This window comes from Paenibacillus sp. HWE-109 (genome assembly GCF_022163125.1).
GTDB lineage: Bacteria > Bacillota > Bacilli > Paenibacillales > NBRC-103111 > Paenibacillus_E.
In genome coordinates, this window is the sequence record NZ_CP091881.1 from 1459724 (window position 1) to 1486192 (window position 26469).

17 protein-coding genes are annotated in these 26469 nt (G+C 46.5%); all 17 read left to right on the forward strand.

The annotated features are described in order from the left end of the window. The first annotated feature begins 3 nt into the window (after positions 1-3). Positions 4-834 (forward strand): carbohydrate ABC transporter permease, encoded by an 831-nt coding sequence (locus LOZ80_RS05920; RefSeq protein WP_238170559.1) that lies wholly within the window; start codon positions 4-6, stop codon positions 832-834. 18 nt (positions 835-852) lie between these two features. Further along, positions 853-2403: a response regulator transcription factor gene (locus LOZ80_RS05925; protein WP_238170560.1), complete on the forward strand. Its 1551-nt coding sequence runs from the start codon at positions 853-855 to the stop codon at positions 2401-2403. After that, a complete protein-coding gene (locus LOZ80_RS05930; RefSeq protein WP_238170561.1) occupies positions 2400-4109 on the forward strand; it encodes a sensor histidine kinase in 1710 nt (569 codons plus the stop codon). The genes LOZ80_RS05925 and LOZ80_RS05930 overlap by 4 nt, the downstream gene beginning before the upstream one ends. Before the next feature lie 105 nt (positions 4110-4214). Then, entirely contained in the window at positions 4215-5660 is a 1446-nt protein-coding gene (locus tag LOZ80_RS05935; protein ID WP_238170562.1) for an ABC transporter substrate-binding protein, read from the forward strand. A 105-nt stretch (positions 5661-5765) separates the two neighbouring features. Continuing rightward, entirely contained in the window at positions 5766-6839 is a 1074-nt protein-coding gene (locus LOZ80_RS05940; RefSeq protein WP_238170563.1) for a sialidase family protein, read from the forward strand. Positions 6840-7113: 274 nt separating this feature from the next. Next, entirely contained in the window at positions 7114-7965 is an 852-nt protein-coding gene (locus LOZ80_RS05945; RefSeq protein ID WP_238170564.1) for a helix-turn-helix transcriptional regulator, read from the forward strand. Between the two features lie 120 nt (positions 7966-8085). Continuing rightward, on the forward strand, positions 8086-9603 hold the full coding sequence (locus LOZ80_RS05950; protein ID WP_238170565.1) for an ABC transporter substrate-binding protein: 1518 nt from the start codon (positions 8086-8088) through the stop codon (positions 9601-9603). Positions 9604-9620: 17 nt separating this feature from the next. Further along, complete coding sequence (locus tag LOZ80_RS05955) at positions 9621-10523, forward strand: carbohydrate ABC transporter permease (protein ID WP_238170566.1); 903 nt, start codon at positions 9621-9623, stop codon at positions 10521-10523. Beyond that, complete coding sequence (locus tag LOZ80_RS05960) at positions 10520-11344, forward strand: carbohydrate ABC transporter permease (RefSeq protein WP_238170567.1); 825 nt, start codon at positions 10520-10522, stop codon at positions 11342-11344. The genes LOZ80_RS05955 and LOZ80_RS05960 overlap by 4 nt, the downstream gene beginning before the upstream one ends. Positions 11345-11433: 89 nt before the next feature. Next, positions 11434-12846: a sulfatase family protein gene (locus tag LOZ80_RS05965; RefSeq protein ID WP_238170568.1), complete on the forward strand. Its 1413-nt coding sequence runs from the start codon at positions 11434-11436 to the stop codon at positions 12844-12846. Positions 12847-12929: 83 nt separating this feature from the next. Further along, positions 12930-13280 carry a hypothetical protein gene (locus LOZ80_RS05970; protein WP_238170569.1) on the forward strand — a complete coding sequence of 117 codons (351 nt, stop codon included), beginning with the start codon at positions 12930-12932 and terminating at the stop codon, positions 13278-13280. A gap of 463 nt (positions 13281-13743) precedes the next feature. Next, positions 13744-15939 (forward strand): family 78 glycoside hydrolase catalytic domain, encoded by a 2196-nt coding sequence (locus LOZ80_RS05975; protein ID WP_238170570.1) that lies wholly within the window; start codon positions 13744-13746, stop codon positions 15937-15939. Positions 15940-15969: 30 nt separating this feature from the next. Continuing rightward, the gene (locus tag LOZ80_RS05980) at positions 15970-18222 is read left to right on the forward strand and encodes a helix-turn-helix domain-containing protein (RefSeq protein WP_238170571.1); all 2253 of its coding nucleotides are present in this window, start codon (positions 15970-15972) and stop codon (positions 18220-18222) included. Positions 18223-18428: 206 nt separating this feature from the next. Next, the gene (locus tag LOZ80_RS05985; protein ID WP_238170572.1) at positions 18429-19349 is read left to right on the forward strand and encodes an ABC transporter permease; all 921 of its coding nucleotides are present in this window, start codon (positions 18429-18431) and stop codon (positions 19347-19349) included. Between the two features lie 15 nt (positions 19350-19364). Further along, positions 19365-20240: a carbohydrate ABC transporter permease gene (locus LOZ80_RS05990; protein WP_238170573.1), complete on the forward strand. Its 876-nt coding sequence runs from the start codon at positions 19365-19367 to the stop codon at positions 20238-20240. Between the two features lie 124 nt (positions 20241-20364). Beyond that, positions 20365-22035, forward strand: a complete 1671-nt coding sequence (locus LOZ80_RS05995) for an extracellular solute-binding protein (protein WP_238170574.1) — start codon at positions 20365-20367, stop codon at positions 22033-22035. A 24-nt stretch (positions 22036-22059) separates the two neighbouring features. Then, on the forward strand, positions 22060-26340 hold the full coding sequence (locus tag LOZ80_RS06000; RefSeq protein ID WP_238170575.1) for a hypothetical protein: 4281 nt from the start codon (positions 22060-22062) through the stop codon (positions 26338-26340). Positions 26341-26469 lie beyond the last annotated feature (129 nt).

A 26469-nucleotide genomic window follows, 5' to 3' on the forward strand; every position in this document is an offset into this window, starting at 1 on the left:
AAGGTGAAACATCTGTTAAAGTGGTTAAAGTATGTAGTTTTGTCTGTCGTCGCCATCCTAACGTTGATCCCAGTGCTTTACGTCTTGTTTTATTCTTTCAAATCCAATCAGGAACTAATTACGGGGGGCAGCTTGCTGCCTCGCAAGTGGGTATTCTCTAACTATTCAGAAGTATGGGAAGAGCTGAATTTCTCCCTGTACTTCTATAATTCAGTGATTTTTGCTACTGTCAGTTCTGGGCTGAGTGTGTTCATGGGAGCAATGTCTGGGTATGTTTTTGCCAGGACCCAATTCCCGGGCAAACGACTGCTCTCTCTGCTGATTATCGGGGTGATGTTCGTTAGCCTGGGTCCGATGACCTTGTTTCCCAAGTTCAAGCTGGCTGTGGATTGGGGATTGACGAACAGTATTTTTACGATACCGCTTGTTGCCTTGTACGGTTTGGGAGCTAGTGTTTTCCTGTACGAAGGCTTCGTTAAATCACTCGGCAAGGAGATGGATGAGGCAGCAATTGTTGATGGTGCCTCCTATTTCAAACGCTTTTACCAACTGACATTGCCGCTCATGGCTCCGATTACCGCTACTTTTTTCCTGTTGGAATTTATTGCGGAATGGAACAATTATATTTTCCCGTTAGTGATGAGCATCGGCAATCCAGATACCAAGACACTGACTGTAGGTGTGGTTGAACTGCGCAATATGGGTTCTGGCGCAGCTGCCTGGAACTTGTTGCTGGCCGGCTCGATGATTTCTGTTATTCCTGTATTGGTTGTATTTATTGTATTGAATCGGCAAATTGTAGGTGGACTTGCGCAAGGTGCAGTGAAGGGTTGACAGATCGGAGGATGCAGCATGTATAAAGTGTTGATTGTAGATGATGAGCATTTTATTCGGGAAAGACTAGTCACAATGATTCCTTGGGAAGAATACGATCTCGTGGTTGCCAGTGTAGCAGAGGATGGAGAGAGCGCCCTGGAGCAGATCCAGGCGGTATCCCCAGATATTGTTATTACGGATATCCGAATGCCCGATATGACAGGACTAGAGATGATAGCCAGGGCTGAGTCCTATCGACCGAATATACAGTTTATCATTCTTAGTGCTTACAGTGAATTCGAATATGCCCATAGAGCACTCCAGTTAGGGGTAGCGGATTATCTGCTTAAGCCGACGAAACCGGAGGAATTACTGCAGGTTCTTCTTAAACAGGTGGATAGGCTGGAACAGCTTAAAGTGCTGAGAAACCGTGACCGTCGCAATCGCTATTATGAGGAATCCATCCGCTCCCAGTATATTCAGGAGCTCATATTAGGAGATCAACCTGGCTATGAATGGAAAGAGGAGTGTGCACAGGTAGGTCTGAAATGGCTGCTGGCTGGCGAGTTGAGACTGTACCTGATTACGTTGGATGGGGCAGATCTGCACGGTCATATGGAGTCTGCCCAAATTGACCAGTTTGCCGTGCAGAACGTTATGTTCGAGCTTATTGCCGAATACGATGCGGTTTGTCCGATTCGCCTTTCCTTCGGTAAATGGCTGCTGGTTACGGGCGGGATCAGTTCCCAAGATGAGCACCTCCTCTTTGCCCGGCGATTATATGACTGTATTGACCGATTCACCAAAAAGAAAGTACACATTATGATTTCAGAGTCTGGTCAAAGTCCGCTCCAACTGTCGAGGTTGTTTTGGGAAACAGAGAAGATGATGGCGTATATGGGAGCGAATCCGGAGGAGCCGGTTCGCTTTCTTTTGCCGTCTCGTGACGAAACGGCCTATATGCAATGGACGAAGCCGATGGCTGAGCTTATCGGGTGGATACTGCAGGGAGATACAGACCGAGTGATCGAGTGGCTGAACCAACTGGCTCCTGCCTTCCTGGAATGGGAGCTTAACGCGGCTAAGCGATGGTGCTTTGAATGGTTGTCTACGATACGGGAACATGCTGAGGTCCAGGGGGATGTTCATCTGCCGAATATGGATGATCTCAGGATGCGCATCTCCGGTCATACCAAAATCAAGGATCTTCTGTATTTCTTTACCCACGAGATCCATCATATGCTCCGTCAGCGGCATGGCAAAGGAATTCATCGCTTGATTCGTCTTGCTCTGGAGCGGATTGGGAAGGAATACGAACAGGACCTCCAATTGACCACAATTGCCGAGGATTTAGGCCTTTCTCCCGTCTATTTGAGTGAACTGTTCAAACAGCAAACGGGAGTCACCTTCCGAGTCCATCTGCTCAGGGCTCGCATGGGCGCAGCTATCAGGCTGCTGAAGGATCCCACGCTTAAGGTTTATGAGGTATCCTATAAAGTCGGGTACAACAAGGTAGAGCATTTTGTGAAATTGTTCAAAAGGGAATATGGCATGACACCTTCGGAGTATCGGGGGGCGCTTGTATGAAGCAGCGCCGCCCCTCTTTCCGCCGGTTTCACCAAAAGTTGTTCCTGCTTATGCTTGCATTGGCCCTGCTTCCACTTCTGGCTGTGGGCCTTGTTAATATCCTTGTGACCTCCAATTTATTTACCCGGCAATTGGAGGAAAGCGCTGATTTGATCCTGTCCCGCACAGCCGCCCCTTTGGATCAGCTGTATCAGGAATTCCAAACAGCTGAGGGACTGTTTCTTAAGGATGACGAGCTGATGCTGGCTTTGGCCAATCCGCAAGTTCCTATTCTCAGGCAGGTTGAGGTAGCCAACCGGCTATCTCAGTACTTGAGCAATATCAAGTATATTAACGCGGACTTTCGCGTTTCCTTTCTTTTGCCCCGAAATCACTATCTTTCCAGCTATGGCCTTCCTGTGAAAAATGATCCCGATCGCATTGAGAGCTTTTCTCTGGACAAACGAACCCTGGAACACAGTTACTGGCTGTCTGACGATAAAACAACGGGGGAATTCACCTGGATCGTTCCTTTAGGAAGCGTTGCCGCTCAGCAATTGCACGGCTGTCTGCTGATTACCATCCCCTACAGTTCCATGAGCGCGATGCTCGAAGAGCCGCAACAGCTAGGTCAAAGCCAGTATCTGATTGTTGATACCCGGAATGGAAGGTTGATTCGATCTCCCGGAGCAGAGGAGAATTCAGAGCTCCAGGCGAGAATTCTTCGACTTCCTGAGGAGATGAGTCTGGGCAAGCCGGAATACAGTTTTACAGAAGGGGACAGCTATTATTCGGTACGGACGATTGGAGCGGAATGGAAGCTGCTTGGCATTGTGCCACGGCATCAAGTGCTGCTGCCGCTCTACAAGGTATACCAATGGACCATTGGTTTGGTAGGAATCCTTCTGTTAGGCATGACGCTGCTCTCCATCCGGCTGGCACGGAATTTCTCCCGGCCGATTGAACGTCTGGCCTCGCTCGTTGTCCGCAAGAAAAGCGACGGAGCCAATCTGCACATTCCGCCTTTGGTGCGTGCGGATGAAATTGGCGTCCTCTATGACGGGATTCGTGAACTGTTAATGGAAATCCGCCAGGAGCAGGTGCTGAAGAAGGAGTATCGCCTGAGGCTGCTGCAGTATCAGATCAACCCGCATTTTCTCTACAACAGCCTGGATACCATCCAGTGGAAAGCCCTGGAGCATAAGGATCGTGAGCTCACCAGCATGATTGAGTATTTAAGCGGCTTTCTGCGAGGAGGTCTGGATCAGATTGATGTCGTGACCATTGAGCAGGAACTAAGGCACCTTAACAACTATATTGGCATGCAGCAAATCCGCTACAAGGGGCAGTTTGCAATTACAATCCAGATCCCTGAGGCATTCATGCAGCAGGAGATTGTGAAAATCTCGCTGCAACCGCTGGTGGAGAACGCCATTATGTACGGAATGAGTCGTCAGGCGGGTGGAAGTCATATCAGGGTTGAAGGCTGGCGTGTTGCAGCAGATACGTTTTGTATTGGTGTCTTTGATGATGGACAACTGCTGGACGAGGAGCGGGTACAGCGACTGCTCAGCGAGCAGGTTCCTGATCCGGACTCCTTTGGCATCCGTAATGTTCATGAGCGGATCAAGCTCTATTTTGGTGAACCTAATGGCTTGCGGATGAAGAAGCTGGAGCAGGGCAAATGCTTCGAACTGCTCCTTCCCTATGTGGAAAAGCTTTCATAATCACAGCGGGTTTGTCAGTAAATACGAGTTTTGAGGGGTTAACTGCGAGTGGATTCCTTTCTATAATGAGGTTGTAATTCAAATCAAGGTGAGGGGTTGAAGCAATTGAGTAGAAATAAATGGGGGAGCCGCAGTTTGATTACCATAGCTGCCGTGGCGCTGGCTCTGTCTGCCGGGTGTTCGTCTAGTACAAACAATGGGAAGAATGCAAGCAGCACGCCAGCGGCAGAAAGTGCAAAGCCTAAGGAGAAAGTGACAGTCAAGGTTTGGGCCAACACGCGGCATGATATTGAGGTTCGGGAGAGTCTGATCAAAAAGTTCAATGAAACGAATCCTGACAATATCCAGATTGATTACAAGGTTTACTCGGACAACTATGACGAGCAATTGAAGCTTGCACTGAATGCCGGCAAACTTCCGGATATTGCCTATAACATATCGGCCGATCTGATCAATGCGGATTATCCTATGGATTTGAACTCCTTGATCACACCGGATATTCGCAAACGCTTTGATAAATCGGCTCTGACAGCGCCGCCTACCTCCAAGAATGGTGAACTGGATCGTGTTTTTGAGAACGTCACCAATTTGAAATTAGTTTACAATAAGGATTTGTTCAAAGCTTCCGGACTTGATCCAGAGAAGCCTCCAACGACTTGGCAAGAAATGCAGCAATATGCGAAACAGATCACAGCCAGTGGAGGCGGCAAGAAGTTCGGTCTTGGTCTGCCGATCAAGCAAACGGTATTCTGGAGGTATTATGTGATTTATCCAGCAGCTGTTTCGGGAGACATTTATGGCAGGGAAGGCTGGAATGCCGTAACTGGAAAATTTGACTTTTCGCCTTTTGCTAAGTATGTGAAGTGGTGGATTGATGTGAATAAGGAAGGCAGCGTCTTTCCAGGTGTAGGAAACTATGACAATGATATGATCCGCGCCCAGTTCTCTGAGGGCAATATCGGCATGCTGTCCGCAGCTACTTGGGATATCGGAGTGTTCAACGATCAGTTTCCAGCCAAGATCGACTGGGCTGTGGCAGACTTCCCTACCTGGGGAGGAAAAGTTCTGGGTGGTCCTGCCTACGAGACAGCGAGTGGATTCAGTATCAACAAAAAATCAGAACATCTCGAAGCAGCCAAGAAGGTATGGGAATTCTTCCTCTCCGATGAGATGTTTGTAGCGCTGGCCAAAAAAGGTTTGGGCTCCTTTACAAACTTGGCCGCTCAGGAGAAATCAATTCAACCCAAGGATCGCAAAGGATCAGAAGGTTTTGTCATCAATGGGAAGTCAATGAATTATCCAATGGCGCCACGGCTCGATTATTCCGTTGTGAACCCTCCGCTTAAAGTGGGCTCCATCGATATCAAAAAATCGGGCGTTGTCAATGATGTCATGACGGAGCTGTTCATCAAGGGTAAGGACCTTCCAGAAATCGAGAAGTCTTTGCAGGAGCTGGGAGATGCGTTCAACAAATTGACGACTGCTAATGTGGAAGCGAAAACGGTGGAGTTAAACAAATATCTGCAACCGGATTTCAAGCCACTGAAGTAACGCTGACAGCAGCGATTAACCATTCGCACCCCCAGATGGCTTTGCCTAACAAGCCGCTTGGGGGTGTTATCTATCTAGATGAGCGATAGAAAGAGAGGGAAAGTCATGAGACCTAATTTTGATTTATCATTGGATGGGGCGGCGATTCAGCCCGTAAGCGGAGATCGCTACCAAGTTCGCCAGTGGCAAGGGATTCCCGGTATCGAATGCGCCTCGGACAACAGGTTGTGGGCGGCTTTCTACAGCGGGGGGACTGGAGAGGGCCCTGACAATTATGTTGCTCTCGTGAAAAGCGAGGATCGCGGGAAGTCATGGTCCGACTTGCTCTATGTGATCGATCCGCCGGATCAGGTGCGAGCATTCGATCCTTGCTTGTGGAAAGACCCAGCGGGGCGCTTATGGGTATTCTGGTCCCAAAGCTTTAGCTGGTACGACGGACGCTGCGGGGTGTGGGCTTCGGTCTGCGTGGATCCGGGAGCTGACGAGGTTGTCTGGACCAGCCCGAGGCGTATTGCCGATGGTATTATGATGAACAAACCAACGGTGCTGAAGAACGGAGAATGGCTGCTGCCGATTGCTGTCTGGGTTTGTCACGAATCACCGCTGAATGAGCTGCCGGAGCAAGCCTTTTCGAATGTGTACGTTTCAACCGATGAGGGAGCTACCTTCCAACTGCGAGGTTCTGCGGACATTCCGAATCGTCACTTCGACGAGCATATGCTCGTTGAGCGGGAGGACGGCAGTCTCTGGATGCTGGTCAGAACGTTCTATGGCATTGGGGAAAGCATCTCTTCTGATGGCGGACGTACCTGGTCGCCTGGCAAACCGACTACGCTTGGCGGCCCGAGCGCGCGTTTCTTCATCCGCAGACTGCAATCCGGCCGGTTGCTGCTGGTTAACCACTATGGCTTCAAAGGGCGAAGCCACCTGACCGCCATGCTGTCCGAGGATGATGGACTCACATGGAGGGGCGGGCTTGTTCTTGATGAAAGATCAGACATCTCCTACCCGGATGGTGTAGAGGATCAAGAAGGTCATATTTACGTCATTTATGATAGGGAACGGGAGAAAGCCAAGGAAATACTAATGGCAGTGTTCACTGAGGAAGATATTGAGGCGGGAACAAGCGTGTCTAAGAATGCTGCCTTGAAGCAATTGGTGAATAAGGCCAGTAATTAAGCAAGTCTGGCAAGGGGCATTGTTCCCTTGTTCAAAGTGACGATCATTTCTCGATATCTAATCGGGGATGATCGTTTTTTTCATACCCTGTAGTTCCTCTATTGCCCAAGTATATCCCCTTTTTGCCTAAATAGCGTCCTACAGTTCTCTTTATAGGTTTTGTCGCTATTAAGAGGCTGATCGCTCAAGGCGGCAAAACCGTTTTTCTTATGCAGTATTGCAAATAGTTAATTACTGATATAATCACTGAAAAAGAGACAGGAGTGAATCTATTTTGTCGACACAGGTGAAGGATCTATTTGCCATAACGTTATTCGATGTGAAAAAAATACAATATTACTCCCGGTTCATGTTTGATTTCACCCAGCCTTATCTGACGGTGTCCTATATCAAAAATGGGGAAGTAATCACGACAGACGACGGCAAGGAGTATATTGCCAAAACCGGAGACGTGATGATTCATCGCCCTGATACGCCTTTTAATGTGATTTCGCAAAAGGAAGGGATTCACTTTCTGTTTAGCATAGAATTGCACGTTAGAGAGGGAGAAGATTTCTTTCAGCTGTTCCCGTTCAATAAGGTTATTACGATTCGGGACACCGCTCTGTATGAGAAGAAATTCGACGAACTCAAAGACATGTGGCAGCAAAAAGATCATGAACAGGGGGCCGTGCAGGCAAGTTTTCTGGCGCTGTTTCTGCTTCATGAGATTGTGGAAAGCTCCAAAATTGGAGAAAAGCGTGCATCCAGAGATACGTTCGAAATTGCCCGCTTTAACTATGCGCTTCATTATATTGAGAAGGGTTTGGAGCGAAATATTACGCGTGAGGAATTAGCTGACATTTACCATATGAATCCTGTCTATTTTAGCCGGGCTTTTAAGCAGGTATATGAGCTGACTCCGATGCAGATGCTGCAAAAAATGAGATTAATACAAGCGAAACGAATGCTGGAAGATCAGGAAAACACCATCGAGCAAATTTCGCAGAAATGCGGCTTTTATGACGCGTCGCATTTCAATCGCGCTTTTCAGAAAGCTTTTCGTATGTCCCCTAGCAATTTTCGAAAAAGTATCAAAAGTACAAAAACTGGCATCGTGCCTACATGGTCTGTGGATAGGTTGTAGGATAACATATGAAGTATAGATTAGGGTGAGGAGGACTTGACGGCGCATACAATTAGCGGAATGTTTGACTAAACAAGGTTAACTGCGAATATTTGTAATCTTAATAAGGGGGAAATATCAATGGTACAAAAAAGGAAATATTCTGCTATTTTAATCGGATCTGCACTAATTGTACAAATCATTACGGCTTGCTCTGCCTCTCCTGCGAATACAGCCAGTACAGGAACTCCCGCAGCAACGGGAACTTCGGGAAATAAAGCCGATGCAGCGCCAACTGGTGAAAAGGTTACCTTGCGAGTCATGGACTGGGCAGACAGCGAGAAGCCCTATCGCGAGAAATTCATCAAAGATTTTGAAGCGAAATATCCCAATATCAAAATCGAATATACGCTAATGAGCGTTGATCAATTCCAGAACACGATCACAACAGCGATTAAATCGGGAGATGCGCCGGATTTGTTCCCTATTCCAGGCAATATGTCGCTGAGTATGGCGGTTAAAGGAGAATGGTATCAGCCACTAGATGCGTACCTCGATGATGCTTTTAAGAACCAATTCATTGATGGCGTGTTCGTGGAAGGTTCGACGGTGTTGAATGGCAAGGTTTATTCCATACCTGCGCTTTCTAGCGTGCCGAGTACGCTTGTGTATTACAATAAGCAGCTGTTTAGAGATGCGGGGCTAAACCCCGACAACCCGCCAAAAACATACACAGAATTCCGCGAGGCGGCGAAGAAAATTACAGAAGCGGGTAAAGGCAAGGCGTACGGTATCATCGAGGGTGGCAAACAAATCGGCCGTTGGAAGCTGGCAGCCATGGACTGGTCCGCGCTGGGCGGCAGCGGGTTAAACCAACAATCGCCGATCAGTTTGGCTACGCATGATGCGAACTATGACAGCAAAGCCGTTGTAGATGTCATGAACTTGTTCAAGGGCATGAAAGATGACGGAAGCTTTCATCCGAAGACGATGAGCATATCCGCTCCTGAAGCTCGCGCCTTATTTGGCGAAGGCCAAGCTGGTTTCATTTTGCAAGGGGAATGGTCCATTGGTGTATGGAAACGGGATAATCCTAACTTGGATTTCGGTGTGATGATGCCTCCGGTGCCGGACGATGGACAGAAGGGGTATTTGCCTAAGTCAACCATTGGTGCTTGGATCGGAATGTCGAAGACATCGAAACATCCGAAAGAGGCTGCGCTTTATTTGAAGGAATATTTCAGCAAGGAATATCAGTCCGTATTGGTTAAAGCGGGAGACCGGTTCTCGATCTTAAAGGATGTTAATGAGAGCTCCTCCGAAATTCCGCAGTTTAAGCAATACTACGACATTGTTCAGAAATCTTCCCGTTTAATCCCGAATCCGCAGATTAGAAACCCTGAACTTACAAGTGTGTATGGGAATTATAAGGATGTTCAGCCTGGTGTAGGCGATATCCTGCAAGGCGTCGTATCCGGGGCGATCAAAGATCCAACCGCTCCACTAAAGCAGTACTCCGATCTCGTTAATAAAGCGTTGGATACGGCTATCGCGAAGGCGAAGTCGGAAGGCGCCAAGGTAGACAAGAATGACTTCGTATTCTCCAATTGGAGCCAGGATAAAAATTACATAGAACAAGATTACAAATCGATCAAATAATGGGGAGTTCACACATCGTGAAAACCAAGTGGAAAATTGAATTGTGGTGTTGGATATTCCTGGTTCCAACGTTATTGCTTTTTGTCTTGTTTCAAGGCTGGCCGATTGCGGCCAGCTTGTACTATGCCACGTTGGATTGGTCGGGGTTAACATCCGATGCCACCTATGTCGGACTTGATAACTTCGCTAATGTGGCGAAGGACCCCTACTTTTGGAACGCTTTTAAAAATAGTTTCAAATTTATGTTTGGTGTCGTGCCGCTTAATCTGATCATTCCATTAATACTAGCTGTTATTTTGAATCGTCCCCGGCTAAAAGGAGCCAGCATATACCGGACCTTAATCTTCTTGCCCGTTGTTACAACGACATCGATTGTTGGTATTATTATGGTTTTCATATGGGGCAGCGATGGAGCAGTCAACGATGCGTTAATGAGAATAGGTTTGCTCAGCACCCCAATTAATTGGCTGGGAGATGCCAAATGGTCAATGTTTACCGTGGTCCTCATTTCGGTGTGGAAAAATCTCGGTATTAATATGATTTATTGGCTTGCCGGACTTCAGGGGATTCCAAAGGATCTGTATGAAGCGGCTGAAGTGGATGGCGCAAGAGGGACTAAATTGTTCGTTCATATAACCGTACCTTTGCTTCTGCCTATAGGAGCCGTCATTTTACTGCTAAATGTCGTCAATTCTCTGAAAGTATTCGATTTGATCAAAACGATGACCAACGGAGGCCCTTTCTTCGCAACGGATGTGGTGTCCACCTATATTTATCGCTACGCCTTCTCCAGTGAAATGGGACTTCCGCAACTTGGGTATGCGTCTGCTGCCGGACTCTTCTTTGCAGTAACCATCAGTGCGCTCGCGATTATCCAATCCGTGCTGAATAAACGAATTAAAGGTCGTGCCAAATTATGAAAATCCTCAGATTATCATTGTTCCACGTCGTCATGACCGCCTTTTGCATCGTTTGGATTTATCCGTTCTTATGGATGGTTTCCGCTTCCTTCAAGACGCAGAGTGAATTTTTCAGCAATGGACTGCGGTTGATTCCTAACAGCTTCCAGCTGGGGAATTTGGTCAGAGCGTGGAATGAAGCCAATTTTGAACGATATTTTATCAATAGTGTGGTTATTTCCGTCAGTACGATCCTCATCGTACTACTGGCAACGGCAACATGCGGATATGTGCTTGGCAGATATGTATTTAAAGGGAAGAAGCTGGTCTTGGGGGTTCTCGTCGCCAGTATGTTTGTACCGATGGAATTTGCGATTATTCCGATTTATGATCTGATCAAACATTTGGGACTAATGAACAACTTGTTAGGTGTTATTTTGGCAGAAGCTGGAGGAGCGCATATCATTTTTATTTTGCTCTTTTCAACTTTTTTCGGCCAGATTCCCAAGGAGCTGGAGGAAGCCTCCATTATGGACGGCTGTGGATTTTTCCGCACCTTTTTCACCATTATGCTGCCGTTATCGAAGCCAATCGTCGGCAGTGTGACAATCATGCAGTTCATCTGGTCTTGGAACTCTTTTATGATCCCGTTAATTTTAACACTCAGTTCGCCTAATCTGCGGCCTCTTGCCGTTGGCTTGTATGCGCTGCGGGGTGAAAATGTCGTGGATTGGACGGGGATTGCCGCCGGCGGCACGATCGCGATACTTCCGATCATTGTGATTTTCCTGTTCTTGCAGCGCTACTTTGTGGATGGGATTGCCGGGGCTGTGAAGGGTTAACGACAGATGATGCACAAACTATAGCTGCAAGTGCAAGTGCAACTACAACTACCGACTATAAAATACATCGAAGGCAGGTTACAAGAACTATGAGAATCCTTTATTTGGATTTAGATTCCTTGCGTCCTGATCATCTCGGCTGCTATGGTTATCAGCGTGCGACATCCCCCAACATTGATCGTATCGCAGAAGAGAGCGTACGATTCAACAACTATTACTGCTCCGACGCGCCATGTATGCCATCCAGATCGGCATTAATGTCGGGCAGATTTGGGATTCACACCGGCGTAGTTGGACATGGTGGGACAGCAGCGGATATGAGGCGTGAAGGGATGGAGCGCGGTTTCAGCGATCGCTTGGCGACGGAAAGCCTTCCAGGCGTATTGCGCAAGATGGGCATGAAGACGGCATCGATCAGCACATTCTCGGAAAGACATTCCGTATGGACCTTTAACGCGGGATTTAATGAAGTATTGAATGTTGGGGGCAGAGGCGGAGAATCTGCTGAACAAGTTTTGCCCGTAGCGCTCAAATGGTTAGAAGATAACGCGAAGGCAGATGATTGGTTCTTGCATCTGAATTTCTGGGACCCGCATACGCCTTACAGAACGCCGGAGCACTTCGGTAACCCCTTCTCGGATCAGCCGATGCCAGCTTGGATTACGGAGGAAGTTTTCCAGCAGCACAAGCTCAAAAAAGGGCAGCACAGTATTGAAGATATGAATAAGCTTGCCCAATCGCATTACTACAGACATCCGCGGCATAGCGAAATGATTAAGGAACATAATGATTTGAGAGTCATTATTGATAATTATGATGCTGCCATTCGTTATATGGATGAGCATATCGGACAAGTGATTCAGACACTTGAAAGGCTTGGTGTTCTCGAGGATACAGCGATTATTGTCAGTGCTGACCATGGAGAAAACATGGGGGAATTAGGTATTTATTCCGAACACGGCACAGCCGATCAAGGGACCTGCCGGATTCCGATGATCATCCGTTGGCCAGGCGGTCTGCAAGGAAGCGTAGACGATGGGCTTCACTATCAATTGGACCTCGCTCCTACGCTGGCAAGCTTGCTTGATGCGTCTAAGCCGGATTCATGGGATGGGTTGAGCTATGCCGATAGTATTACAAAAGGCACAGATACGGGCAGGCCGTACTTGGTCGTATCCCAGTGCGCGCATGTTTGCCAGCGAAGTGTCAGATTTGAGAACTGGCTGTACATCCGAACCTATCATGACGGACACCATGGATTTCCCAAAGAGATGTTGTTTGATTTGGTTAATGATCCTTACGAGCAGTACAATCTTGCTGAACAAAGAAGCGATGTCTGCCTGAAAGCGATCTACTTGCTAAATGAATGGCATGATGACATGATGCTGTCCATGAAAGAGGATACGGACCCGCTGTGGACCGTAATGAAAGAGGGCGGCCCTTACCACGCCAAGGAATATGTAGCTGAAACAAGCAAAAACTCGCTCCACACGAAGCGATAAGAGTCTCTAAAAGCTCCTATTTGTGTGAAAAGTGGCCGTTTTATACCAATAGAAGTCGCTGGAGACTCTTATCAGAAGGCTGTATGGTTTTGTTCGGGACGGCATTTACGGCAACCATCCGGCTTCAGAGTCAAATGATGTCCACAAGCTTATATCCAATCCGCTGCTGGCAGCTCCGGGAACGGGGACGCGGACAGCACTTGAAGGATATAACTTGCAGAACCCCTTCACCGGCCATCGACAGCCTCGCGGCTGTCAAAGGCAAGCTTCGACGATGCTTTGGTCACCCGGTAAGTGATTGGCTTCGATTTTGGTCCGCCTCCAGGGTAAGCCGCGTCAAAAATGGCGTCCCCCGCAGACTTCTTTGCTGCGGAGGTTTCCGGTCTCAATGGGCATCTAACGAATTGTATGATGCTTATCGACGTGAAAAATAGCTACTTTGGTGAATTAATGAACTGGATTGACGTTATCGAGCAGATTTTAGGTGGAAAGGTGGTCGTTTGCTAGTAATAGGGCTTCTGGGAAATAGAGGGTATTGAGTTCGTAAGGGGTCTTGGGCTTGTCCCAAGATTCATTGACTTGAGGAGGGTGTCCCATGAGCTTATGGGACACCCTCTTTTCTTGAAGAAACTCAGTTCTGATTGGGGCTCAAAAAATTACAAATTGACTTTTGGGACAGCCCTCATCATGACCATGTTTTTTCTTTTAAAAACATAATTATGTACATGGCACTATAAAGGAAGCGCTCCTATACTAAAATCATCAGGGCTACTAAAGTGTTGACTTTGACTGCTGGAACTCATATGGTGGAACTTGAAGCTGTACGAAAGATGGCGTGCTTTGGCTTTGATCGCGCTACTACACATATTCGATTTCAACTTTAGGGGAGAGATAAGAATGTCTAAGCATTGGGAAGCAAATTGGATAATGGATAACCCGTTTCGTTCGATGGAACCATTGGATTTATTTCATAAAGAAATGGATGCAGCCGAATCAGAGATCCATCGTGAGGACTTGCAGCATCATCATTGGCTAGTGAGGAGCACATTTCATCTGGAGTCTATTGATCTTGAAAGCGTTCCCCTATATATAAACATCACAGCAGACGATTATTACAAACTGTATTTAAATGGTCATTTTGTTGGTCAAGGCCCGGCTCAAAATGATGCAGGCCATTACTACTATAATCGGATCGAAGTTAGTCCCTTTCTCCAAGCTGGGAATAATGTCATCGCTGTCCACGTGTATTACCAAGGGCTGGTTAACCGGGCATATAACAGTGGCGATTACAGGCAGGGACTTATCGCAGAACTGACGTCGGGGGAGCGTGTTCTCGTGAAAACCGATGAGACTTGGCGAGCCAAACGGGCAGAAGGTTTCCAGCAAGGGGAGACTTTTGGCTATTTGACGCAATTTGCCGAGCATATTGATGCCAGAAAGTCGGAAAAAGGCTGGAAGGATCTTTCCTTTGATGATTCTGCTTGGCTTCCCGTCCAGACGAACAATCAAGTGGACTATACGCTTGTAGAGCAGCCGACACCCGTATTATCGGTATATGAGAAGCAGCCGCATAGCGTAGTAAGAAGGGCTCCCGGTCATTACTGGATTGATTTTGGCGAGGAAATCACTGGCCAGTTTACCATGGAGGCGGAAGGGGAAGCAGGGGCAGTAATCGAAATCCGCTGCGGTGAAGAACTGGAAGAGGATGGACAAGCGGTCAGATTTAACATGCGCTGCAACTGTACTTATCAAGATCGTTGGACGCTGTCCGGGGATAACGATAAATTGGACCTATACGATTACAAAGGCTTTCGATATGTGGAAGTGTTCGGTCCTGAACAAGCGATTCGTCCGGATTCGTTTCAAGCGATTGTCAGACATTATCCTTTGGATGAAGAAAGCTGCCGCTTTCAAAGCTCGGATGAACGGATGAACGGTATTTTTCAAATCTGTAAAAACGGTGTCAAATATGGTTCGCAAGAAAACTTTGTTGACTGTCCGACCCGGGAAAAAGGACAATATTTGGGCGATAATACGGTAATCGGGCATGCTCACATGCTCCTCAGCGGCGATCTCCGATTGTATAGGAAGGCAATTGAGCAATTTGCTCTAAGTTCCTCTACGTGTCCTGGTCTTATGTCAGTAGTTCCAGGGAACTTTATGCAGGAGATTGCTGACTTTTCACTACAATGGCCGCTGCAGCTGCTGGAATATTATCGATATAGCGGGGATCTGATCTTTTTGCGGGAGATGTATCCCTATGCGGAGGAATTGCTTCGTCATTTTCAAGCCTATGATCGAGGCGATGGATTGTTGCATGAAATCACCGATAAATGGAATTTGGTTGATTGGCCGAAGGAATTGCGCGATGAATACGATTTTGAGCTAGCGAAGCCGATAGGTCCTGGCTGCCATAACGTGGTTAATGCGTTTTATCTTGGCTGTACGCAGGCAGTAAATGAAGTGCGTGATTTGCTTGGGATTTCTTACGTGGATGATCTTCCACGGTTAAAAAAACGCTTCATCGAGGTTTTCTATGATCCGACCGATCGCTTATTTGCTGATGCGGAGGGAAGCAGACATCATGCGCTGCATGCGAATGTGCTGCCATTGCTTTTTAATCTGGCTCCGGAGGAGTCCGTTCCATTTATCGTAGATCAAATTCGCAAGAAAAGATTCTCATGCGGCGTGTACTTTTCCTATTTTGTCCTAAAAGCTTTGGCCAGGGTTGGGGAACATTCGTTGCTATATGAGCTTATGAGCTCCGATGAAGAACATTCATGGGGAAATATGCTCAAAGAAGGCGCTACGACTTGCTTTGAGGCCTGGGGGAAAGATCAAAAGTGGAATACAAGTCTTTGTCACCCTTGGGCAAGTGCTCCGGTACCTTTGTTGATTGAGGAAATCATTGGATTGAAACCATCCGAACCGGGGTGGAGTGAAATCTCATTTTCACCCAAAATTCCAGCACAATGGGAGCATTTTGAACTGCAAGTTCGCGTCCCTTCTGGATTAATTCGCCTTGCTTACAACCAGGGACAGTGGGCCCAGGAATTTCCGCAACAAGTTCGCGTAATCCGACAGGGATCATAAACGGAAATTTGAAAAAAAGGAGAGTACACGATGAGAAAGAATTTCTCGTTGAACAAGACATGGTTTCGCCGTCTCCTGTTTTCGTATGTTACGATTTTCCTTTTAATTGTGCCTCTCCTCATGATTATCCTGTTGATGGCATTCAGTGAATTATCACGAAAAACCGCAGTTGAATCGAATGAGATATTCACCAAGCAATTGCTGCAATCCATTGATAATCAAATGAAACTGATCGATAACACGATCACGAATGAGATCGCCAGCGATGATGATATGCTATCTGCTTTTTTTAATCCTGCTTTACGCGACGACCGCTATTATTCAGGCTATTTGTCTTCCTTGAAAGTGAAAAGTCTTATGGCAACGATGCCTCTCATTGATTCAATCTATTTATACAGGCTATCGGACAATACGGTGCAGACCCCCTATTCCGTCTCCAAGTTGGCTGTCTTTAACGATAAACAACTTATTGTGGAAGCTTTGCAGGCATCTGGGCTAAATCAGCATCAATGGACCAATGTGCGGAAAGGCTACACGGAGCAAGGCGAACCGTCCGAAGTCGTCTCTTTAGTGCGATATGTCCCGTTGAATTCCGGTAATGACGGTCTGATTGTTGTCAATGTGCAGCTTCAAGCAATTGCTCATTTTGTTCAAACACTGACGACGCAAAAGTCCAATCATCTTAGTCTTTCCGACCGCGAGGGTACGCCTATTTATGGTGATGTTCAGGGCAACGATGCTCTAATGATGGAGATGCACTCCGATTATTCCGGATGGGCAATAAAGAGCAGTGTAGCGAACGGCAATTTGTTTCGTCTTGTTTCTGCGATATCGAAGTATTGGATATTGGTTTGCGCGATTTTCTTTAGTATAGGTGTGGTATGGATTGTTGTAGTTACCAGAAGAAATTATAAGCCTGTAGAAACGATCATCCAGCGAATTCAATTATTTTCCCAGCAAAAGAGTGCCGAACTATTCAGAAAAGGCAATCAAGATGAATTTAAGTTCATCGATACCGCTTTGGTGAATTTGATGGAGCAGTCAAATGCCTATCAGAAGCAGCATGAGGAAGATTTAATTTTTAAGCGAAAACATTTCTTTTTCGAGTGGATGGACGGGAATCGTCCTTTGCAGTACGAAGAGTGGCATCAGGAGATGGAGAGCCTCAGAATGCCTAGCGATTTTGTCTCATTATGTGTTAGTGTGCTCGAAATTAATAAACACAGTACATTCACCAGTCTTTATTCCGAACATGATCAAAATTTGCTTAAATTTGTTTTGTCCAGTGTAGTAAAGGAAATTGCCATTGGCCGAAATGTGACCATATGGAGCGAGTGGACGTCCAAGGACCAATTGACGATTCTGCACCAAGTCCATTCGCCGGAAATCGAGCCCGAGCAGATCGCGAGTGATATGGCAAATGACATGATGCAGTGGGTGCAAACCTACCTTGATTTTAATATTACTATGGGGATAGGTTCAGGCGTCGATCGCATAGAACTTGTCCATTACGCCTACGCCGAAGCCTTGGAAGCACTTGAATACAAACCTTCACTAGGTGAGGATCGTGTGATCTGTTATTGGCAGATTAAGCCAGATGGGAAGCAGCAGTCACTCGATCTGCTTGAATATATCCCCGCGATTGCTTTTTCATTACGAACAGGTGAAGACGATTGGCAGAACAGTTTTGCCCAACTGTTTGATGGCATTCGAAGGGGGCTGTATGCCCGTAAGGAATTAGACAATCTAATGAGCTACATGATTTTTTTTATCGATAAGGAGTTTAAAGACTTACCCACAGATGTGCAAAAAATATGGACAAACGGGGTCAAGGATAAACTGCAAAAAGCAGTAGACGACTGGGAAACCGTGGACGAACTACAGTTTATGTTGAGAAATGTTCTTACTGAAACATCCGAAGCAATCGCGGCGTTGCGTGAGATGAGCAGCCATTATATTCTTATCCGCAAAATTAAAGGGTATATGGAGGAGCACTATCACAATCCGGATTTATCATTGCTTCATTTAAGCGAAGTGTTCCACGTACATATGAAAAGCATTAGCCGTACGTTTAAAGAAGAAATAGGGGAGAATTTTATTGATTATTTGACGAGAATTCGGACGGAACACGCGAAGGAGCTATTGGTTCATACCGAGCATTCCATACAAGAGATTACGATCAGAATCGGATATCTGCATCCGAACACATTTATTCGATCATTCAAAAAGTTGGTCGGTCAAACCCCAGGAGATTTTCGGAAGACTGCGCAAGTGAAATCATAAAGTTGAACTTTGTTGATGGGTGTTTTTTTGTTGATGAACAGGATTGGGAAGGCCATAGAATCGGATTCACTGGTAAAAAAGCCAGAGATGACGGTTCTTTTTTTATTTGAGAATTTTGTTGATTGAGGGAAAATGAACGATTGTTTCGAATCGCTTTTCAGTTGTACAGTTGGTTCGCAGGCTACTACAAAGAAAGAGGGAACGATATGAAAGCTATAGACCGAAGGGGAATCGACACGAAAAGATTAAGGGAGAATATACCACTGCTCCTGATGTTCATACCCGTTATTTTATTTTATTTCATTTTCAAATACGCGCCAATGGCTGGACTGATCATTGCTTTTAAGGATTATAATTTTTTTGATGGGGTCTTTCACAGTCCTTGGGTAGGCTTTGATAATTTTCAAAAGCTGTTCAATAACGCAAATTCGTTGAAAATTATTCGAAACACACTTCTTCTTAGCAGTCTAAATATATTCGTAGGATTTCCGTTTCCGATCCTATTAGCTATTCTTTTGAATGAAGTGAGAAAAATGTGGTTTAAGAAGATCGTGCAGACGCTCGTATATCTTCCTTATTTTTATTCGTGGATTATTGTTGGCGGGATTGTCTTCAGCATTTTTGGAATTGAAGGAAGCTGGTTAAGTCATTGGATGAGTCTTCTTAAGCTTGAACCATTTCCCTTCTTATACAATATCAAATCATGGATTACGATCTTTGTTGGTGCAGGTATATGGAAAGATATGGGTTTCAATGCAATCATCTATATGGCGGCAATGACGACGATCGATCCGTCGCTTTACGAATCCGCAAGTATGGATGGAGCTAATAAGTGGAAACAGATTATTCATATAACGATTCCCGGAATTGCCCCGACGATCATTTTGCTCTTTATTCTTTCAATGGGACGTGTGATGGAAGTCGGATTTGATCCTATTTACGTCTTGCAAAATGCTGCGGTGAACGATGTTTCGGATGTCATCAGCACGTATATTTATCGCGTTGGACTGCAAGGCGCGCAATTCAGCTTAACTACCGCAATGGGAATGTTTGAATCAGTCATTGCTTTAATTCTATTGCTCTCTGTCAACTGGATTGCACGTCGCTTTCAGAAGGGTCTATTTTAGAAAGGAGGAATCGAGATGCGTGCATCCAACGGAGATAAAATCTTTTACATCACAAACTATCTTGTATTAGCCTTAATTGCCTGCTCAAGCTTGTTTCCGCTTCTTCATTTGATTGCTCTTTCCATTAGCAGTTCTTCTGCCATTGAAACCGGGAAAGTAAATCTCTGGCCTGTCGACTTCACCTGGGATACGTTTAACGTTCTAATCGAGGGAACACCGCTCGTCCGATCATTCAGCAACAGCGCTCTGATTACGTTCGTAGGCGTTGCGTTATGTATGCTCACCACCATTATGGCGGCATATCCGCTGTCGCGCCCTAACTTTTATGCACGTCGGTTTTTTACGCTTTCGATGATCTTTACGATGATCTTTACGGGAGGCATTATCCCTACTTTTCTGGTTATTCAAAGTTTGGGGCTAGTTAACTCCTATTGGGCTCTTTGGCTGCCTGGTTTAGTAAGTACGTATAACATGCTTCTTCTACGCACATATTTCGAGAACATCCCGTCTGAAATTGACGATGCGGCACGCATGGATGGCTGCAGTGAAGTACGTCTGCTACTTCAGGTTGTATTGCCCATTTCTATGCCTGTTCTCGCGACATTGACGCTTTTTTATGGTGTTGCGTACTGGAATATATTTATGAGTATGCTGATTTACATCAACGATACGGATAAACACAACTTAACCGTGCTCGTGCAGCAAATGATTCAAAGCCAGAACGTACTGCAGCAAACCATGATGGTGCAGCCTGACGACCAGGTTCATGTGGTAGAGGAAGGAATCAAAGCTGCAGGCGTGATCGTCATGATTACCCCGATGTTGATCGTTTATCCATTTCTGCAAAAATATTTTGTCAAAGGTGTCATGCTTGGTTCCGTGAAAGGTTAAGGGCAGCAGAGGACTATAAAGGAGGTGGTGTTACTTAGGGGAGTTGGTTCCCAAGATCCGATGAGGTAAGCTTAGGTAAATAAATAACGAATCAGAAATTTCATTCAAAAGGGGTTTATCAAACATGAAAAAATGGTTTGCGACATCACTAACAATGGCATTATCGACTTCAATGGTTCTCACGGCCTGCAGTACGAAAGCTCCCGAACAACCGACTTCTCCATCTGATTCCACAGCAACAGCATCAACAACAACACCTGCCAAGAAAGGGGATATATCAGTATCGGTTTATGATCGTGGAAATATTCCTGCTGCCGAAGGCACACTAGAAGATAATCGCTGGACAAAATTTATTAATGAAACAGGACCTGCGAATGTCAAATTTGTACCAATTCCGCGCAACGATGCAGCTCAGAAATTCAATGTACTGTTTGCTTCCGGATCGGCGCCTGATATTATTAACGAATTTGATCCGAATATATTGAACCCGCTCATTGATCAGAAGCAGCTTATGCCACTAAATGACCTGATCGAAAAGAACAGTGTGGAGTATAAGAAGGTTCTTCAAGATTATCCCGCACTGAAGAAAGTAGCGACGAGTTCTGACGGTAAGATGTACAAAATTGGACGGGTATTGGAATCATTTCCAAGTTATGCAGTCTTCGTTCGTGCTGATTGGTTGAAAAAATTGAATCTGGACATTCCGAAAACGTCTGAGGATCTATACAAAGTAGCGAAAGCGTTTGCGGAGCAAGACCCAGATGGGAACGGGAAGAAGGACACATACGGAATGGCATTGAGTTATCGTTCGGAGTATGTGATCGATATGATGTTCGGGAACCCGGTGGAACTGTATGGTCTTGTAAACGATCAACCTAGCCGGGCATTTGAACATGCCAAATTGGCGACGGAGTTCAAAAAGCGTTTGTTTGACGAGGGGCTGATCGACAAAGACTTCGTGAATGACAAAAATGGGGCAAAGGCCAAACAAGACTTTTTAAATGGCAAGATGGGCATTTATCCAACTTTTGTAGGAAGCTGGTTCGATTCCACAGTAACGGATATACAAACCTTGAAAAAGGCTGTCCCTGACGCCGATGTGATCCCTATCGCACTGCCCAAAAGTCCAGTAGGAGAATTTATTCCGGATGTACAAAGCCCAGTGCAAATGACAACTGCGATCAATGCCAAGACCAAAGACCCCGTTGCAGCGATCAAATATATTGACTTTATGGATCGTGTCTCGACAGGCACCTCCATGCTCTTCGGGTTGGAAGGCACGCATTACAAGAAGGATGCAAACGGATGTCCGCAAACCATGGACCCCAATAAAAGCAAGTCGGAAGTTAGCTGGGCGGGGGATTATGCGCAATCCTATTCCCGTTTGCAACTAGGCAAGTGTTCGTTCTTTCAAAGTCAATACAATCCTGACATTCCAGAACAAAAGGCAGGACTGGACATGTTCAACAAAGCTGAGTCCCTATACCTCGACTCGACCAAAAAATATCGTTTCGTTACCTTGCAAGAGCTTATACCTTCTTTCCCCAAGGATATGCAAACGTCCTTTAATACAGTTAAGAAGCAAATTACCGATACGTGGTTGAAATCAGTCTTAAGCGGGGACAAATATTCGGTTGATCAAGCCTATAAGGACGTTCAGATTGCTTGGGATAAAGCGGGTGGTAAACAAATGGACGACTTTATCATTGGGTGGTACAAAGACAGTAAAGACAGCAGTTTCATGATGAAAGATTTATGGGAGACTGTTGCCAAACAAGCGCAAATGAAGAAATAAGCCAGACGCTGAGGAGGGGATAACATGGGGAAGTATAAGCAATTTGCATGCGTCTTGGGTCTCTTATTATTCATGTTAATTGGAGCACGAGCCGCTCATGCGGCGGTTATTCAGCAGTTGCCGGTTTCTAACCCAGGATTTGAAACGCTAACGGTAACAAGCGGTGTGTACAGTCCCAAAGAATGGAAGACGTGGTGGTGGAGCGGTCCTGTGAACACCCCGTCCAGTGCGGCAGCAAATTATACGGAGAATGAAAAAAACGGCGGGCAGCGCTCCGTATTTATTAGCAGTGTCAGCACAGGATACGCGGGGTGGGTATCGAACCCCATAACGCTTCCTTCGAATATGACTTCATTTCGAATTACGGCTAAACTCAAGACATCGGAAGATTATTCAGGAAACAAACCACGGTTGTGGGTTTCCTTTCAGAATAACGGAACCTTCCTAGGGTCCTACACAACGGATCAGACGGAGGGATTGCCACTCACGGATTGGACTGAGGTGAGGTTTACCGTTGATCGAAGCCAGTTTCCAGTTGGCACCAACACGCTGGTGCTGAAATTATCGACAACCAGCATGAATACTGCGGAGCCAGTAAGCGGCAAACTTTACTATGATGATGTAATGCTGGAGGCGTCGGATGAACCCATTCCGGTTGCACAGCAACTGCCGGTTTCCAATCCGGGTTTCGAGACATTAATCGTGACCAATGGTATTAACGGTCCAAAGGATTGGAAAACCTGGTGGTGGAACGGATCAGCGAACACTCCTCCGGTTTCAGCAGCAAACTATACAGAGACTGAGAAAAGTGGCGGTCTGCGCTCGGTGTACATCAACAGCGTCAGCAGTGGTTACGCAGGATGGGTGTCCAGTCCCCTGACACTTCCGTCCAATATGACATCGTTTCGATTGACAGCCAAGCTGAAGGCATCGCAGGATTACTCGGGCAATAAACCGCGATTGTGGGTCTCCTTCCAGAACAACGGAACGTTCCTAGGGTCCTACACGACGGATAAAACGGAGGGGTTGTCGCTGGCAGATTGGACGGAGGTGTCGTTTACCGTGGATCGAAGCCAATTTCCTGCCGGCACCAATACACTTGTCCTGAATTTGACGACCGCCAGTATTAATGCTGCGACACCGGCAAGCGGCAAACTGTACTTCGATGACGTAAAGGCGGAAGCGTCGAACCAATCGCTGGGACCTGTTATGTTTACGTTGAAAGGAAGTAAATTTGCTAGCTGGTGGAATCTGGGAGAACCTGTCGTGTACCAATTGAACGCTGGAGCAGTACCGACATCAGCTAAATCCATTATTGGCAGCGTTTACAATTCGGATAATGAACGGATAGATCAAGTATCGGTTTCGAGACAGACGTTTCTCGATCAAGGTTGGAACTGGACGCCTTCGGAGCCCGGATATTACGAAGTTGCTTTTGCGTATCAACAGAACGGCGCTGCGGATTTAACGGATCTGCCTGTCAATTATACGTATTCACAGACAGATCTGACTACGTTTTCACGTGAGCGATATTCATTGGTTGTAAGTCAGGGGCCAACGAAGCCAATTTCGCAGAGATGGCCAACCATGGGCTTTAGTTACCAGCTTTCCGAAGGCGAGAATGCCATGAAATTGGCTGATCTAGTGGGATTTCGCTTTGCGCGGATTCATGCAGTGCCATGGGGATCGCAGTTCCGCGATACGAGTTGGGCGATTCAACCGTCACGCGGTGTTTATGATTGGTTGAGATTCGATGACCAAATCAACAAGCTGACAAGTTACGGGTTCGATCTGACTGGAAATCTGTTATACACGCCGCAGTGGGCATCGCCGCATCCAGAGCAGACGCAGGCAAATATCAGTGTCCCGGCCTATTCCGCTTATGCTCCAGTCGATATGAAGGATTGGGAAGATTTTGTTCGTGCCGTCGTTACCAGGTATGATACTCGGATTAAGACTTGGGAGGTATGGAATGAGCCAAACTTGCCTGGGCTGAGCGTGTTTTGGTTGGATTCGACCGAACGCTTCGTTGAACTGTTGAAAACTGCGTATCAGACAATCAAAGAGGAGCAGCCGGATTCTGATGTATGGATTGGCGGACTTGCAGGACGCAACTATTTGTCATTTTATAAAGAACTGCTCAGTTTGGGCGGAGCGTCCTATTTCGATAAGCTCTCGCTGCATGGTTACCTGCCCGATCCGCGCGAATTCCAGCGTATAGATCAGGTTTTTGGAGTCGCTTCCAAACAGTGGGCCGATTCGGAGAGTCATGCGATTCTGGTCAATTCGAATTCAGTAACAGGCCCTGTGCCTACGGAATCGGAGATCGCTAAGCGCATGATCGTTGACTTCCTCTCACAGCTCAAATGGGGAACGCAAAAAATTGCCTTATTTCATATGTTGAATTTATCGGAAATGGAAACTTTATCTTATGCCAAGAGTACCGGTACTGTTACGCACGCATCGGGTTTGTTCCGCTCTAAGCCGCGAGTGGAGCCGAGACTCGCTGCGTCCGTAGCTCATCATTTTCTCGATCTTGCTGGCCAATCGCTCGTCTATAAAGGAGAGTACGTTCTCGGGGATGGACAAAAAGCAGTTGTACTAGACAATGACGGGACCGGGCTCATCGGTTTGTGGACTGACGCATCCTCAGAAGCTCCGATCGATGCGCGTCTAGCGGCTGCCTTCACGGGAGAGACTCTCGTTACGGACTGGGAGGGCAAAGTGCAAAGCGCCAATACTCTATTGAGCATACATCCTGGCAAGGTATATTGGATAAGTCATGCGGATAGCACTGCATTAGCCGCTCTCCCGATCTCAGAGCCGTTCTTGATCTCTGATTTCGACCGTAATTCGAATCAAATCGATGTCCCTGAGTCGAATGGAATCAGTGGAGAACTATTCAACCCTGCCACATTGGAAGTCACTGACCAGGCTGTTTGGACTACCGATAACTGGACGTACAAGGCAGCTGCCCAGTCAACGAAACCAGCGGATTTTGACGCTTCTTTTGCGGCGGGGTATTCAGATAGCGGGCTGGACCTGATCGTTCGTGTGAAGGATGGGACATTTGTTCAGGATAATCCACTGGGAAGCTTCTGGAAAGGGGACAGCGTACAGTTCGCGATCGACACATTCGGCCAGGGATTTACGGGAGATCAGGTAGAATTCCAGGCAGCATTGACAGCGCAGGGTCCAGTGCTATATAAACAATCCGTACCTTATGTTGGCGGCAACTTGCCAACCAACTGGACACCGGGCAATAGCGTAGCGCAGTTCGCATCCCTGAAGGTAGATCAAACGGTCACCGGAGAAACAACTTACTATATCCATGTAAATTCCTCTGAATTATATCCTTATGTACATGATCCGCAAAGTCCACTTCGACTGTCTGTGCTGGTCAACGACAATAACGGCAGCGGTCGGCTTGGCTATCTGGAATGGAGCAGCGGGATTGGCAGTGATAAGAATCCGGGGAAATATGGAAAAGTGTGGATAGCGGCAGATACAACGGTACCAACTGCAGAAGTTGCCTATCGCGCGGCAACCGCACAAAGTGTGATTGCCACAATCATACCGAGCGAATCGGTAACGATCACGAATAACGGAGGTTCAAGCAGCTACACATTCATCTATAATGGCAGCTTTACCTTCGAATTCGTCGACGCAGCAGGAAATCACGGCACGGCAACTGCAACTGTAAACAGTCTTGCAGCCAAAAGTAAAGCGATACCAGGAGCATTGGTACTATCTGATGACAATGGCTATGATACTGGACTTCTGGACGGAACATACAAGGTTACGATGAACATGTGGTATGGAGAAAACGGCAGGCTGTATAAGCTTTACGAGAATGATGTTTTAATTGATACGCAAATCCTTACAGACAATTCTCCAAACGCACAAACAGTGACAACCGCTGTTTACGGCAATAAAAATGGGACCTATCGTTACTATGCGGAGCTTACGAATGCCTTCGGTACAACAACGAGCAGCACGTATGATGTAACGGTTACGAGAGCAGCGCCAGACAAACCGGTTTTGGCGAGCGATAACTGGGATGGCGACGGCAGTTTCAAGGTCACCATGAACCTGTGGTGGGGAAAGAATGGAACCGTGTATCGTTTATATGAAAACGGCGTTCTCATCGATACACAACCACTTCTGGATCATACCCCCTTTGCTCAATCAGCAGTAACGAGCATTGCCAATAGAGCAATAGGCACCTATGAGTATCGTACTGAGCTTGTCAACGATGCGGGAGCCATATCCAGCGATAAGATGATTGTAAATGTAACGAAGTAAGAGATTAAATCTACCCCTGTATAAACATGAAACAGCACCTAGTTACCAAAGTAAGATGTGAGTTATAATACAACATATATACCTCATCATGGCAACCGTTCATTGGACGGTTGCCATTGCACATTGGTA

Coding starts and splice junctions, on each gene's coding strand:
- LOZ80_RS05960 (WP_238170567.1), top strand. CDS start 10,520: ATGAAAATCCTCAGATTATCATTGTTCCACGTCGTCATGACCGCCTTT.
- LOZ80_RS05940 (WP_238170563.1), top strand. CDS start 5,766: ATGAGACCTAATTTTGATTTATCATTGGATGGGGCGGCGATTCAGCCC.
- LOZ80_RS05990 (WP_238170573.1), top strand. CDS start 19,365: ATGCGTGCATCCAACGGAGATAAAATCTTTTACATCACAAACTATCTT.
- LOZ80_RS05925 (WP_238170560.1), top strand. CDS start 853: ATGTATAAAGTGTTGATTGTAGATGATGAGCATTTTATTCGGGAAAGA.
- LOZ80_RS05950 (WP_238170565.1), top strand. CDS start 8,086: ATGGTACAAAAAAGGAAATATTCTGCTATTTTAATCGGATCTGCACTA.
- LOZ80_RS05975 (WP_238170570.1), top strand. CDS start 13,744: ATGTCTAAGCATTGGGAAGCAAATTGGATAATGGATAACCCGTTTCGT.
- LOZ80_RS05970 (WP_238170569.1), top strand. CDS start 12,930: ATGGTTTTGTTCGGGACGGCATTTACGGCAACCATCCGGCTTCAGAGT.
- LOZ80_RS05995 (WP_238170574.1), top strand. CDS start 20,365: ATGAAAAAATGGTTTGCGACATCACTAACAATGGCATTATCGACTTCA.
- LOZ80_RS06000 (WP_238170575.1), top strand. CDS start 22,060: ATGGGGAAGTATAAGCAATTTGCATGCGTCTTGGGTCTCTTATTATTC.
- LOZ80_RS05965 (WP_238170568.1), top strand. CDS start 11,434: ATGAGAATCCTTTATTTGGATTTAGATTCCTTGCGTCCTGATCATCTC.
- LOZ80_RS05985 (WP_238170572.1), top strand. CDS start 18,429: ATGAAAGCTATAGACCGAAGGGGAATCGACACGAAAAGATTAAGGGAG.
- LOZ80_RS05930 (WP_238170561.1), top strand. CDS start 2,400: ATGAAGCAGCGCCGCCCCTCTTTCCGCCGGTTTCACCAAAAGTTGTTC.
- LOZ80_RS05980 (WP_238170571.1), top strand. CDS start 15,970: ATGAGAAAGAATTTCTCGTTGAACAAGACATGGTTTCGCCGTCTCCTG.